14 protein-coding genes and 2 tRNA genes are annotated in these 13,999 nt (G+C 40.0%); 7 read left to right on the top strand and 9 right to left on the bottom strand.

Annotation, left to right across the window (positions count from 1 at the left end; genetic code table 11):
* Nucleotides 1-61 precede the first annotated feature (61 nt).
* On the top strand, nt 62-451 hold the full coding sequence (locus OCU87_RS18230) for a VOC family protein (RefSeq protein WP_062691157.1): 390 nt from the start codon (nt 62-64) through the stop codon (nt 449-451).
* A 169-nt stretch (nt 452-620) separates the two neighbouring features.
* On the opposite strand, the gene OCU87_RS18225 is transcribed toward OCU87_RS18230, so the two are convergent.
* The 3 genes from OCU87_RS18225 to OCU87_RS18215 form a co-directional block, all read right to left on the bottom strand.
* Nucleotides 621-1,622 (bottom strand): YdcF family protein, encoded by a 1,002-nt coding sequence (locus OCU87_RS18225; RefSeq protein ID WP_062691156.1) that lies wholly within the window; start codon nt 1,620-1,622, stop codon nt 621-623.
* A gap of 425 nt (nt 1,623-2,047) precedes the next feature.
* Nucleotides 2,048-3,670, bottom strand: coding sequence for a methyl-accepting chemotaxis protein (locus OCU87_RS18220; RefSeq protein WP_083540976.1), 1,623 nt, complete (start codon nt 3,668-3,670; stop codon nt 2,048-2,050).
* A gap of 98 nt (nt 3,671-3,768) precedes the next feature.
* A complete protein-coding gene (locus OCU87_RS18215; protein ID WP_261859014.1) occupies nt 3,769-4,533 on the bottom strand; it encodes a YuxH family protein in 765 nt (254 codons plus the stop codon).
* A gap of 293 nt (nt 4,534-4,826) precedes the next feature.
* On the opposite strand from OCU87_RS18215, the gene OCU87_RS18210 reads away from it, so the two are divergent.
* The 3 genes from OCU87_RS18210 to OCU87_RS18200 all read left to right on the top strand — a co-directional run bounded on the left by OCU87_RS18210 (nt 4,827) and on the right by OCU87_RS18200 (nt 6,553).
* On the top strand, nt 4,827-5,570 hold the full coding sequence (locus OCU87_RS18210; protein ID WP_062691152.1) for a winged helix-turn-helix domain-containing protein: 744 nt from the start codon (nt 4,827-4,829) through the stop codon (nt 5,568-5,570).
* Between the two features lie 115 nt (nt 5,571-5,685).
* The gene (locus OCU87_RS18205) at nt 5,686-6,030 is read left to right on the top strand and encodes a hypothetical protein (RefSeq protein WP_162267767.1); all 345 of its coding nucleotides are present in this window, start codon (nt 5,686-5,688) and stop codon (nt 6,028-6,030) included.
* Nucleotides 6,023-6,553 (top strand): hypothetical protein, encoded by a 531-nt coding sequence (locus OCU87_RS18200; RefSeq protein WP_062691150.1) that lies wholly within the window; start codon nt 6,023-6,025, stop codon nt 6,551-6,553. Before OCU87_RS18205 ends, OCU87_RS18200 begins: the two co-directional genes overlap by 8 nt.
* A 109-nt stretch (nt 6,554-6,662) precedes the next feature.
* Here the strand turns inward: OCU87_RS18200 and sigZ are convergent, their stop codons facing one another.
* The 3 genes from sigZ to OCU87_RS18185 all read right to left on the bottom strand — a co-directional run bounded on the left by sigZ (nt 6,663) and on the right by OCU87_RS18185 (nt 9,144).
* Nucleotides 6,663-7,205: an RNA polymerase sigma factor SigZ gene (gene sigZ, locus OCU87_RS18195; protein ID WP_261859013.1), complete on the bottom strand. Its 543-nt coding sequence runs from the start codon at nt 7,203-7,205 to the stop codon at nt 6,663-6,665.
* 150 nt (nt 7,206-7,355) lie between these two features.
* The gene (locus OCU87_RS18190; protein WP_261859012.1) at nt 7,356-8,393 is read right to left on the bottom strand and encodes an NADP-dependent oxidoreductase; all 1,038 of its coding nucleotides are present in this window, start codon (nt 8,391-8,393) and stop codon (nt 7,356-7,358) included.
* Between the two features lie 148 nt (nt 8,394-8,541).
* Nucleotides 8,542-9,144 (bottom strand): TetR/AcrR family transcriptional regulator, encoded by a 603-nt coding sequence (locus OCU87_RS18185; protein ID WP_261859011.1) that lies wholly within the window; start codon nt 9,142-9,144, stop codon nt 8,542-8,544.
* Between the two features lie 253 nt (nt 9,145-9,397).
* Here OCU87_RS18185 and OCU87_RS18180 point away from each other — a divergent pair, with 253 nt between their 5' ends.
* Nucleotides 9,398-10,648 (top strand): Nramp family divalent metal transporter, encoded by a 1,251-nt coding sequence (locus OCU87_RS18180; RefSeq protein WP_261859010.1) that lies wholly within the window; start codon nt 9,398-9,400, stop codon nt 10,646-10,648.
* Nucleotides 10,649-10,888: 240 nt separating this feature from the next.
* Here OCU87_RS18180 and OCU87_RS18175 read toward each other — a convergent pair.
* Together OCU87_RS18175 and OCU87_RS18170 are read right to left on the bottom strand one after the other, a co-directional pair.
* Nucleotides 10,889-10,965, bottom strand: a tRNA-Asp gene (locus tag OCU87_RS18175).
* 132 nt (nt 10,966-11,097) lie between these two features.
* Nucleotides 11,098-11,187, bottom strand: a tRNA-Ser gene (locus OCU87_RS18170).
* Nucleotides 11,188-11,492: 305 nt separating this feature from the next.
* Between OCU87_RS18170 and OCU87_RS18165 the strand changes: the two genes are divergently transcribed.
* Entirely contained in the window at nt 11,493-12,215 is a 723-nt protein-coding gene (locus OCU87_RS18165) for a YebC/PmpR family DNA-binding transcriptional regulator (RefSeq protein ID WP_062689515.1), read from the top strand.
* A gap of 82 nt (nt 12,216-12,297) precedes the next feature.
* On the opposite strand, the gene OCU87_RS18160 is transcribed toward OCU87_RS18165, so the two are convergent.
* Nucleotides 12,298-13,221, bottom strand: a complete 924-nt coding sequence (locus OCU87_RS18160; protein ID WP_094958332.1) for a DUF808 domain-containing protein — start codon at nt 13,219-13,221, stop codon at nt 12,298-12,300.
* A gap of 153 nt (nt 13,222-13,374) precedes the next feature.
* On the opposite strand from OCU87_RS18160, the gene OCU87_RS18155 reads away from it, so the two are divergent.
* Nucleotides 13,375-13,620, top strand: coding sequence for a DUF2164 domain-containing protein (locus tag OCU87_RS18155; RefSeq protein WP_094958331.1), 246 nt, complete (start codon nt 13,375-13,377; stop codon nt 13,618-13,620).
* Nucleotides 13,621-13,999 lie beyond the last annotated feature (379 nt).

The raw sequence follows: 13,999 nt of genomic DNA, 5'->3' as shown, positions 1-13,999 counted from the left end.
TCGACTCTTTTTCGTTCCTGCTTTTAATCACATAATAGCCTGAGTTCACCGAGGAATGATTATGAAAATCGAACATATTGCACTCTGGTCTAAAAACATAGAAGCACTGAAGCATTTCTACGTTCACTACTTCAATGCGACGCACAATGACATGTATGTGAATACGACCAAAGGCTTCTCATCCTACTTTCTAACATTTGATTCAGGTGCTCGTTTAGAGATCATGCAGATGGATACAATTCCAGCAAACGCTAACGATCCTTACCAACAGCATACTGGTTTAATACATATTGCTTTTTCACTGGGCTCTGAAAAACAAGTCGATGACCTGACAAAACGACTTCAGCAGGATGGTTATAAGGTACTTGATGGGCCAAGAAGAACAGGCGATGGTTATTACGAAAGTACGGTGCTTGATCCTGAAAACAACCGATTAGAAATTACAGCGTAAGCCGCTATAACCCTATTTTGCCCTGAGTGAGAATGAGCCGACTTCTCCCCCAACAAGTCGAGCTTAAATCAGACGTTATTCAATCTTCTGAATAACAGGCAAAAAACCGCTGAGTGCTTAACTTTAAGTACACAGCGGTTCCCCTGAGTTTAACGGCAGTATCGTTACATTAGCTACTCATTCGCAGCACACATTGAAAACTCAATGTCAGTGCTTCTTTCTTATCTTTGTACAATTCATGGTGAAGTAGCATCTCTGTAAGAATTGGGCATGGCTGACTAGTAATATCTTTCCCTTCAAACGAATAACTGCCAGCATCAAACCAGGTTTGCTTTAATAACTGTAAAAATTGCTGATTAGAATCAGAGCGGATCTCACTTGCCACGAGATCTCTAAGAATTTTATCTTGTTCAGGGTTAATCATACCTTCAGGTAATAAAGGTGCCAGATAAACAGCAATATGCATATTTATAGGGAACACCCGTTGGTAGTTAAATAACGCCCGCATAGCGTGGAAATTATTGGTGACAATCAACCAATCTTTGATGTTTTGAAGCGCGGGTTCCTGCTCTATCCTAAAGTACGTAAAAACGGCATTACCTACAGTATCTTCAGATACATCTTCTTTATAGATTCGCTGGCTATCCAAACCTTTGGACACAAGGTAGTCATGCATGTAATCTGCTTCAACCTCTCCTGCTTTTCGCCCCTTACCTGATACGATAATGGGTATATCAGGATAAAGCATGGCAAGTCGATAAGCCTGTTCTAGTCGGCTTTCTAAAATACCAAGCTTAGGTGTAGCACCTAAGATAATCAGCCCTGATGGCACAAGGTTTGAATCAACAGGTAACACTCTGCCTGTATTGGTTTTTACTGTGTTATAAGCTTCATTCATTACTTGCTGCTGGACAGAAGTAAGCTTATTCACTACTTCATCAACGTTGATACTTTGGCTAAGGTATTCAACATTCGCTTTTTCCTGATTGAGCCCACGATAAAGACTAAAAAGTGATTCAAAGTCACCTCTCTCAATCTGTGCTTTAATGAGGGCATTAGGAATGCTCATCTCATTAAGGTTATCTAATCTATTACCAAGCGTTATACCGCTAGTAGCGTTTACGTTAATAGATACAGCTGCAAATATTACTATACATAACTTCTTGAACATGACTTCCCTTTTGTATTGGAATGAAATCACCTAGCAAATAGACATATGGCTAAAATATTATTATTTTCTTAGCTCTACTATTTTTTAAAACTTAACTTTTCAGTCAACGACGATATTTCATTCCAGATGCAGACAAGTCGGTAATTGGAAAATCGGCTCACAGTCTTCTCTGGTTGGATCGTCTTATCAGATTCAAATCTTTTCTTAAGAACAGAATCCGACTTTTTATTTTGTTTATTACAACTAAAAGGCACAAGTTTCTTTCTGGTCGCAAGGTTTATCTGAACCTTATTGTTCCTGTGCTTAATTCTGCATTGAACGATAGTGTCGAGTGAAAAATAACCGTATCTAGCAATAGATTTACTAGCCATTAAAGAAAATGACTCTTGTAGAGACTTTTGGGACAATGGGACTACCTTCAATAATCAACATTCGGCAACTTTAAAGAAGCTCATCTCATCTTGTAGTTCACTGACAGAGGCAGTGATCGTATTATTGATAAATGAGGTTTCCTTACTATTATCAACATTGGTATTAACTGCACTATTGATGCCTTCAATCCGCTCAGAAATATCTTTCGTCACCGAGGATTGTTCTTCCGTTGCCGTTGCAACCAAAGCATTCACATTTGAAATATCACTGATTTTTGAAGAGATGTTTTCAAACGCAAAAGTAAAATCAGTAATTATCTGTTTAGACGCATTTACCATAGTCACGTTTTCTTTCATGCTCACATCAGCTTCAATCGAATTTTTTTGCAAATTATCAATAATCTCTTGAATGCCGACGGTTGCTTGCTGCGTTTTGCCTGCTAATGAACGTACTTCATCGGCAACAACAGCAAAGCCTCGTCCAGCCTCACCCGCCCTTGCCGCTTCAATCGCCGCATTAAGTGCCAATAAATTCACTTGATCTGACAAGTTATTGATCACTTGGATCACAGATACAATATCTTCAGAATAATTGCGTAACCCATGCACAATCTCGGACGATGCAAGAATAGAGTCATTCACTTGGGAGGTGATCTCTTCTGCGCGGATGACCATATTGCTACTTTCTTCTATCACTTCGATTGCTGTTACCGCAGCATTTTCTGCTTCATGCGCATTCAGTGCTATCTCCGCGGCGGTAGCTGACAGCTCTGTGGCGGCGGTCGCCACTTGCTCAATTTCTGTGTATGAATACTCAGAATTTTCGATGTTGACTTGTACTATATCCGTCAGACGTTGCTGACTCTGTTGGATACTCTGCATATGATGTGCTGATAGCGATACGATAGAGCGAACACGTAACTGTAACTCTTCGAGTGAATTAGCAATTATATCTAACTCATTACCGGATTTAGTCACCTTCAATCGCTCAAAATCACCAGAGGCCATTGCACCAATAAATCGTGTAATTGGACTGATCCCTTTCAGTTCATGCTTTATCACCAAATACATAATCGTTACTACGCTAACATAAAGCAGAAATGTAATAGCCATGTTGTAGCCTAACGTGGTCTTAATCTCTTCTTTTATTTCATGATCTTGAACACCATTGCCCAAGAACCATCCCCAGTCCGCAGTCTTGATAGCTACGCTATTAATATCGGTTGTGACATCATCGTTTGTTGACTGCCAAACATAATTGACTGGCGTGTTACTCACTTTATTCGACATATTAGACATCAGCGCAAGCTCCGTCTGTTCACCGACAATTTCACTAAATGACTTATCATGAATTTGTGGATCTGATGGTGCAGAGATAAAACGTAAGAGACCTTGATTATCACGTGTTGCTGTCCATACATATTCATTATCTGAGTATTGGATTCCTCGTAATATCTCAAGTGCTACGGCTTTCGCCTTCTCCTCAGATAAATCACCTCTTGCCGCTAATCCCTCTAACTTATTAACGATTTGACTTTGTATTTGGAGGATTTGCTCAACTCTGACTTTATTTTGGTCGCGCATTGAGTCAAACATCGAAAATGCATTATAGGAAATCATTACGGAAACAAAAATAGTCAACAAGACTATCAACACAATAGTTATTCTCTTAAACATTATAAATCCATCACATCTAAACTATTTCATTAAGATTAAGGTATAAAATACGAATCTTCACAACATCAATCATCTATTAACAGTTAACTTACAAGACGTTAATTAACATAGATACTTTCAATGCCTACAGACCGACTTAAATAAAATCCTTGAATTCCTTCACTCTTAATTTGAAGGCAAATATCAATATCATTAACCGATTCAACTCTTTCGATAATTAACGATTGATTACTATATTTTCTTAATTCAACAGTAGGATTTATAAGCTCTCGAATACTACTCACATCAGCTTTAATATAACTGATACAATCTGTCGTCAATAGGCCATGTCTAACATCATGATTAAAACAGTAATCGTCTAATGCAAAGAAGACGCCGTACTCATGTATCTCTTTAATCAACCCTACATTTAATGCCTCAGGCTTTCGCTCTGTTATCTCAATGACTAATTTAACATCACGAACTGCTAGTACATCTCGTAACGAGATAATATCAGCAACAACTGAAGATAAAGCAACAGGGTCGACATTCACAAAAAACTCATCGACAAGCAGATCTTTATTGCGCGATTTAACGTCAACAAAGGTAATCAACCACTTCAGTTGCTTCTTGGCAATAAAGCATGACTCCTCATCACTGAGTTCTTGATAGAAAACTTCGGTACGTAAGCCTTTTGGCCTGAAAAACACTTCACAACGATTAATTGACGGTTTTGTATAACTATGAATTTGTTGCACAACCGGGATAAAGCTCAGCTGCTTGTCTTTTGCATCGACATTATAGGAGAGATTGAGGCTATCACTTATTGTAGGGCTATTGGTTTCACCATCTAAGACGGTTTTTCTCGGTTTAGTTAGTATCACGCCATATCCTTAATTGGTATAAAAACAGGGCAAGATTACCGAAGCAGAACGATGAGAACATGTTAAATAAAGACAAATAACACACAGCCAAAACTTGTGATACTTATCATCTAAAACCGCCATTAAAAGCAATAAATAGCGATGAATTTTGTGGTTTTTACAGTTATTTAGTTTTTTTATGCACGGCTAAAGACTGAAAAGTAATCACTTAGCCTTATTTAACTTTATTTAGCTATAAGGCTTGTTAATAATAGTCACATTGAATTTCGCCGATTATAAGTGGCCACTCTTAAATGGACAGCATAAGTATTATCAATGAGAGTAACTCTATTGAGTTATGTGCCGATCCGTACCAAATCATTATCAATGACGAATATAAAATCACACTTACCATTATAGAAGGGAAGCTACTTGAATTACTGTTGAATCATAAAAATGTCACTCGACAATTATGCGTTGAACAGTTATGGGAAGGTCGGGTGATCTCAGACCCCGACAAAAGTTTGACACAAGTGGTATCAACTTTACGAAAGAAATTCGATAAAGTTGGTATAACAAAATTAATCGTCACTACGCCTAGAGTGGGCTATCGTATATCGAAACAGTGGAAGCACGTTGTGAATCCAACTGATATATTGACGGCTAAGACCGATGACAATAATAAAGTTAACGATAAAAAATGTCGTAGTCTATTGCTAAAGAATAAAATAACACTTCAAGTGTTTATGTTCTTCTTAATTTGTTTGCAATCGATGGTTTTCTTTCAATATTTTCATAAAAGTGGAAGCAACACCTCATCTTACTCACTTACATACTTAAATGAAGAAGTAAATTCAGATTACCGTACCTCGCGCTGGGGCAGCGACTTCTTCAATAAAACATCAAACAAGCTTAGCTTTAGTATCAACAACTATAGAGTGTACTTATCATGTCAGGGTAACAATAAGCGTATCAATACCACCTACTCTATTAACGCCTTTATCGATAATCTACGAAACAATAATAATTTAATAGATTTTTGCTCTTATGGTTCTTAAATATAAAGTCATCATCTTGCTCCTCGTCTCAACAAACATTTACATCATCCACGATTGGATTTCATTTTATAAAATTAACAAAGGCCGCTATATTACAACTATTAAAGATATTAATGTGAATAGTTACAGCCTCGCAGAGGTTAAATTAGAGATAAAAGATCATACTATTAAGATACAAGTGAGCAATGTTAGTCCTAACGATGCTTGTATTGGCAGCTATGTTTCCGCTACTTATGATTACTACCAGCACTTTCTTAATAAGACAATCAAACTTACACAAGGTCATGTGACTGTTAATCATCCTCAAAAAGCGTGTAAGGTGAGAGCTTATAATGAATTTGCTCGCGTTCTCGGCTACGGAACGAGCCATCAATTAAATGTATTAAACGATACTAACGGCGACATTTGTTTTCGTTCTAACCAACTAGGGACGTACTGCTTTGGAGTATCTAATGAATAAGTGTGTCTTACTCATCTTAATCACACTTTTTTCATGGGGATCCGCAAGTGTTTGGGCACACCCAGAATCAGGGAACATAACGCGATCAGGCTGGTCTATCGACACACATTCACCCAATATGATCGTGGGCAGCGCTTCCTGTTCAGCTGGGCTATGCTTTGTCCCTATTGTGCTAGCGGAACCAGAAAGGATCAGTTTTGTCCTTAAACTTGAACTTCCCGATAAATGCACAAGAGATAAGTCCTTACTTTCTCTAAAAGATCACTACGCTTTTTTAGACATATTCAAAGTCGATGGTAAAAATGTTCGCTTTACTAAAATAACAACCCGTGACGGTGTTAGTTTTCTAGAGCCCACAACCGATAGCGGCAATTATGTCATTATTAACAAACTTCTCACTCAACCAACTATTACATTTTATCAGATCACATCTTTAACCAGTTGGAAGATTAATAACGAAGGTTTTGCCAGTCAATACAAGTTATTAACAGCATTCAGAGAACTTTATAATAGTGCTATTTAGTCGTAATACCGACCTACGCTATATCTGAGTTAACCTCTTAACGGATCCCTTTACTAATGAAAAACCGCGGTTATATGCAGCGGTTCTTTATCATCCATACTCACAGCGACTAGCATTTATTGCAAGAATTTGGCTTTTGCTTGTATTCCATCAAGTTACCTTTTGAATCGAGCGAAAAGTCACAGCACTCTTGATACAGGCCAAGTAGCCTTTCGCGACTTTTATGCACGCGAGACTTCAATGTTGAGTACTTTATGCCATGCTTTTCGGCATAGTTTTTCTGTGTTTCGCCGTTGATTTCAATCGCTGTTAGCATCTCGGCTTCATCTTGGGGCAACGCTTGAATAAATGGGGAAATGCAGCCCGCAAGTTGGCTTGGAATGCTCTCTTCTTCTTTGCTATACCAAAGTTCATCCTCTTGCAGCGCAAGCTGGCGGCCTTGCTTACGGTAAAAATCAATAATAGCGTTGTTCGCCACCTGAAATAGCCAGGATTTGATCTGCGTAGGATCTTTGACCGTCTTTAAATGGGTGTATGTCTTAATCAACACTTCTTGCAGCAAATCATCGACATCTGCAGTATTAGATACATTTTTGCGTAAAAAAGCTTGAAGGCTGGCGCGGTACTCACCCCAAATATGTTCGATGTTCATTTCTATACTACTTAATTAGCTAATTAAAACTATTCTATACCTAAGTGGCTTCCAGCGCAGTTTCCAATCAGAACAAAACTAAAAAAGCGCAGAGCTTTCGCACTACGCTTCAAATTCATATTAAAATTTTGGCTGAACTTTTAGGGCAACTTATAGCGGTTCATTCACTTTAATTACCAGCTTGCCGAAGTTTTTACCTTCAAGTAAACCAATGAACGCCTCAGTGGTGTTTTCGAAACCTTCAACGATATGCTCACGGTACTGAATTTTCCCTTCAGCCAGCCATGCTGACATGTCTTGAGCAAACTCACCATAGCGATGTGCGTAATCGTCAAAAATAATGAAACCCTGCATCTTAATGCGTTTAACAAGCAAGGTACCCATTAGCATAGAAAGACGATCTGGACCTTCAGGCAATGATGTCGCATTGTATTGCGAAATCAATCCACACAATGGAATACGTGCACCCGTATTGAGTAGCGGCATCACAGCGTCAAAAACTTTGCCACCGACATTCTCAAAGTACACATCAATACCCTTGTCACACGCAGCAGCTAACTGTAACGCAAAGTCATCGGCTTTATGATCAATACATATATCAAAACCAAGTACTTCGACTGCATGACGACATTTTTCTTCACCACCCGCAATACCAACCACACGGCAACCTTTCAGTTTACCAATTTGACCCACAGTCGCACCAACAGGACCCGTTGCCGCCGCAACAACTAAGGTATCCCCTTCTTTTGGCTGACCGATATCTAATAAGCCCATGTACGCGGTAAAACCAGGCATACCCATAATGCCTAATGCATACGATGGCGCTTGAGGCTGGCTACCTAGCTTAATCAAGCCTTCGCCATTAGAAACCCCATAATCTTGCCAACCCGTATACGCAAGCACCCACTCACCAACAGGGAAATCAGCATTGTTTGATTCTTCAATCTGACATACTGTCGCACCCACCATTACATCGTCTAGCGCAACTGGCGCAGCATACGATTTAGCATCGTTCATACGGCCACGCATGTAAGGGTCGAGCGACAGGTAAACACTTCGCAATAGCACTTCACCACTTTGAGGCACAGGTTTCGCGACTGACTCTAATCGAAAGTTCTCAGCTGTTGGTACACCATGCGGGCGTGAAGCTAAGACAAAACGGCGATTTTCTGTTGTTGAGTTTGTCATGTTATATCCTTTTAATTTGCTGACTTGCTAGTTCACAACCTAAAAATAGACCAGTCGTCTAGTTATAGACTGAACTTTTGCTTCTTTCTCAAAAAAGTGAACAAAAGTGAGTAAATTTAATAAAGACATGACCTGCTTTTTCAGCTGATCATAAAGATTCGTCCATACCTTTTTTAAGTATGGTTTGGGTTGTTTTCATCACGCGCTGGAGACCCGTTTGGGTTTGAGTTAATTTACATAACAAGCTCGCACCAACCCACAGATTATAAAGGTGTTCTGCAGCTCTATAGCTGTCCATTTCGGCAATAGAGCCATCTTTGATGCCAGCTTCAATGCAATCGGCAATCAGCCCAAGTACACTTTCGACCCCATCAAGTAATGCAACTCGCATCATCTCAGATAAGTCAGCCACTTCAGCCGTTAACTTTACGACTAAACAACGCTGTGTTGAGCATTCCTGAGCTTGAATATCGATCCAACACTGCCAGTAACTAAGCAAGCGATCATAAGCGCTCAGATCACTGTCTTCAAAACGAGCTTTAAGACGCATCTTATAGTTTTCAAAATAATCTTGGATCAGCGCTTCACCAAATTGCTCTTTCGATTGGAAATAATGGTAAAACGAGCCTTTCGGCACATCGGCATGTTTAAGTAGTTGCGACAAACCGACATTCGAAAAACCCTGCTGAGCAATCAGCTGGTAGCCAGTATCGAGAATGTGCTGTCGTGTATCTTGAGTTTCTGATTTCATGGCATTAGCTTACGATCAATTAGACCAGTCGTCTAGTCGTTTATAGATAAACAGAAAATCAACATCTACAATTCCTACAAAAAGATTGAGCACACCCTGCTCACTTCTACGTGAGATTTCATCACTCCCGTACTTAACATTAAAAGCTCAATATTAGATTACTATTTTCACCTCATAATAAATCACAAATGATATTGATTCTCATTTGCATTGGTAATATTGTTGAAATATACATTCGCAGGAAGAATAAATTATGTCTATTTCAACAGTGTCGGCATCTTCAGGCTCTATCAGTTTTAGCGCTAAGCTGAAAAGAAAAATGTTATTACTCGGGCCCGCTTTCATTGCTGCCATTGGTTATATCGATCCTGGTAACTTTGCCACCAATATCGAGTCTGGAGCATCATTTGGCTACCAACTACTATGGGTAGTTCTATGGGCCAACTTAATGGCAATGCTGATTCAATACCTTTCTGCAAAGCTTGGAATTGTGACAGGGAAAAATCTGGCAGAACATTTGCGGGATCATTTACCTAAATGGGCCGTTTACCCTTATTGGATTCAAGCTGAGATCATCGCAATGGCAACTGATTTGGCTGAGTTCATAGGGGCTGCGGTTGGCTTTCAACTCCTGCTTGGTGTTTCACTCTTTGACGGAGTATGCATTACCGCAGTAGCCACCTTTGTGATTTTAGCCTTTAACCGTCGAGGACAAAAACCGCTTGAAGTGGTGATTGCTAGTTTATTGATGCTAGTGGCCATTATTTATGTGGTTGAATTGGTATTTGCCAAACCGCAAGGAGGGGCGTTATTGCAAGGGATGTTAATACCGAGTCTCACAGATCCCCATCAAGTATATTTAGCCGCTGGAATGTTAGGTGCGACTGTTATGCCACATGTTATTTATCTACACTCGGCATTATTTAAAAACAGCTATGGTGTAAGCCCTACGCAACGATTGAAATCAACTCGAACCGATATCTTTATTGCTATGACCATTGCTGGCTTCGTTAATATAGCTATTGTTGCAATGGCCGCAGCAGTGTTCCATTTCACAGGAAACCAAGATGTGGCAGAGATAGAAACAGCCTACATGACGTTAACACCACTTGTGGGTAAAAGCGCGGCAATTTTGTTTGGTATTTCTCTTATCGCATCTGGCTTATCATCAACGGTAGTCGGCACACTGGCTGGACAAGTCGTCATGCAGGGTTTTGTAAACTTTCACATCCCAATTTGGGTTCGTCGAACAGTCACCATGCTGCCGTCTTTTATTGTGGTAGCAATGGGTGTCAACAGCACTAAAATTTTGATCATGAGCCAAGTGGTACTGAGCTTTGGGATTGCACTGGCTATTATTCCTCTATTAATTTTCACAAACAGCAAAACAATCATGGGGCCATTTCACAATCATAGAGCCACCTCTATCATTGGCAACTTGATTGTGGTTCTAGTCATTATTTTAAATGTATTCTTGCTGTATACCTTAGGTTTTTCAAACTAAAAAGCTACAATTCATCATCAACTAGAAAAGATGACTAACACAAACGTAATTTAGCGGTTATGAGTCGATGGCAATCATCGACTCTTTTTGACTATGATAGGCATCTAATCTATATACTGTTTGACATTTTTTACATATTAAAAAACTATAAAGACAGGTAAACGACTCTGGCCTCAGCGAACCTGACTCAAATTTCAGACACAAAAAAGCCCCGTCATTTCTGACGAGGCTTCGTTGTGTTGGCGGAGCGGACGGGACTCGAACCCGCGACCCCCGGCGTGACAGGCCGGTATTCTAACCAACTGAACTACCGCTCCAATTCTTTATGAAACCTGAATCTATAAAAGAATCCAATTTCCAGAATATGGTGGAGACGCTCTAGGAACGGAGGATTTGAACCCTAGTTCCCAGAAGTCAAACAATCAGTATTTCTACTAACTGCTAAAATATGGCGGAGAGATAGGGATTTGAACCCTAGGACGGGATAAACCGCCGCCGGTTTTCAAGACCGGTGCTTTCGACCACTCAGCCATCTCTCCGTAAGTGCGGCGAATAATACGTTCATAATTGTTAGCTGTAAACCCCTAAAATGCTCAATTGTCTATAATATGCGCGTTAACTACCATTTTTCACAAATTTGTCGCTAACTCTGCAATACAATCACAATAAGTGCTTAAATTTCAGCCTTCTAGGCTATTATCTTTACTTCGTTCTTATCAATTTCACAAAAATTGCTATTTGTCATGCTAATCGCAGTTAGTTACTGGTTGAGACTAGCCTTTCTCACCTACTAACTGATAAAATCGCGACAACTATGTAATAAACAAAGATAGAGAGTTTCCCCATGGGAAGAAAATTCGAAGTACGCAAATTGTCAATGGCAAAAACGGCTGGCGCAAAGATCAAGGTTTACTCAAAATACGGTAAAGAGATCTACGTCTGTGCTAAAAACGGTAGCCTAGACCCAGACAGCAACCTTTCACTCAAGCGTTTGATAGAAAAAGCCAAAAAAGATCAGGTGCCAAGCCATGTTATCGAGAAAGCACTCGATAAGGCCAAAGGTGGTGCTGGTGAAGATTTTTCTACTGCGCGCTACGAGGGTTTCGGACCAGGTAACTGCATGGTTATCGTTGATTGTCTTACCGACAACAACAACCGTACTTTCATGGATGTTCGCCAAGCGTTTGTTAAGAACAACGCAAAAATTGGTGGCCCAGGTACAGTTGGCCACATGTTTGAACACCAAGCTGTTTTCCAATTTGCAGGTGACGACGATGAAGCCGTTCTAGAAAACCTAATGATGGAAGATGCAGATGTTACTGACATCGAGTGTGAAGACGGCGTAATTACTGTTTACGCACCGCACACTGAATTCTTCAAGGTGAAGAATGCGCTTGCAGCTACAATGCCTGACACCAACATCGATGTTGAAGAGATTTCATTTGTTCCACAAACAATGACTGAAATCTCAGGTGACGATATTGCCGCATTCGAGAAATTCCTTGATGCACTAAACGATTGTGATGACGTTCAGAACGTTTACCACAATGCTGAGATGCCTGATTAATTCAGCACAACTCACGACATAATTAGAAAAGCCGATGCGGTCTACACTGCATCGGCTTTTTTATGTCTAACTTCTTAGCTTCTTAGCTTCTTAGCTTCTTAGCTAAATCTACAATCAATAGTACCAAGATACCAGAAAGTACCCCTACCATGCCGTTAACCACAGAAGGCAGCAGCACTGTAATAAGCGTTGAGTCTGGAAGCATGCTAATTAAGGTATGTAGCCAATCATGTGACTGTGGAATACTATGCATAATAATACCCCCACCAACAAGAAACATGGCAATTGTGCCAATAACCCCAAGCGCTCTCATTAAATGAGGGGCAAGCTGAACAAGCCCCTGGCCAAATGTATTTTTAAAAGAACCCGTTTTGCTATTAGCAACTAGATAGAAACCCGCATCATCCAGCTTCACAATGCCAGCAACTAAGCCATAGACGCCGATTGTCATTACAATAGCAATTAAACTCACTACCGCCAGCTGCGTCAAAAATACCTGTCCTTGCACTGTGCCTAATGCAATCACAATAATTTCTGCAGATAGTATGAAATCAGTTCTTATTGCACCCGCTATTTTCTTACGTTCAAAATCTGCAACATCTATATCTTCTTGTTGTTCTACGCGCTGACTGTCGACTTGTGAGATCGGAACTTGGTCATCAGGCTGTGAATGAAACCATTTCTCCGCAATTTTCTCTGCACCTTCAAAGCAAAGATATAGGCCGCCAACGACCAACATAGGCGTGATTAGCCATGGTGCAATAGCACTAATCAGCAACGCTGCAGGGACTAATATCAGCTTATTGCGAAAAGAGCCTTTAGCAACGGCCCACACGACAGGAATTTCTCTTTCAGCCCGTACACCTGAGACTTGTTGGGCATTTAGCGCAAGATCATCACCAAGTACCCCCGCGGTTTTCCGCGCTGCAACCTTTGTCATTACGGCAACATCATCCAACACGCTGGCGATATCGTCTAACAATGTTAATAAACTGAGTCCAGCCAAGGTATTTACCTCACTATAAAATGGCGAAACACCATTGATAATGAACCTACACCTGATATTTTACAAATAGCTACGTTATGGTGACGACGGTAAAAACGTCACAACCCATTGTCTCGTAATAGCTTTCAAGCAAATGATCGGAGAAACAAAACCATGAGCGCAATTAAACTGACTCGAGACCAGAAAGAAGTACTGGTCTCAAAGCTTCAAAAATACTTTAGCCAAGAACTCGATCATGAGTTAGCGCAGTTTGACGGTGAATTCTTACTCGACTTTATTGCCAAAGAGATGGGGGCGCATTTCTATAATCAAGGCTTATATGATGCGCAAGCTATTCTGGATCGCCGTCTTGATGATATCCGTGAAGCCATTTATGAAATCGAACAACCTACTTCGTAAACTCAACAGATCTTGCAACTATTAACTCGACGCATCCATCTTTTACCACGCACCCCTCTATATACAGTGTGGTGAAATGAGGCGGATTGTTTTCTCCGCCTCTTAGTTATGCATGTCAAAATAAACACACCTTTTTGTAAAATTATTCACTCATTCACTTCGATCTCAATTTGTGTTGTATCTAACTCATTAGAGGTAAAAACAACGATACATATAATTGCATAATGGCATCCCCCTTCAAACTCTGTGATTACATAGCCACTCATAAAATAAAAAAGAATTAACCCACGGAAAAACCTCAATAAAAAAAGCCAATACACTGCAATTATGATTGGTTAAACCTTTAATATGCCTGTGAAATATCGATTTACAATAGTGA

Origin of the sequence: Photobacterium sanguinicancri, assembly GCF_024346675.1 — a bacterium.
GTDB classification, from domain to species: domain Bacteria; phylum Pseudomonadota; class Gammaproteobacteria; order Enterobacterales; family Vibrionaceae; genus Photobacterium; species Photobacterium sanguinicancri.
Note: the sequence above shows the minus strand (reverse complement) of the source record. Positions and strands in the feature narration are given on the sequence as shown.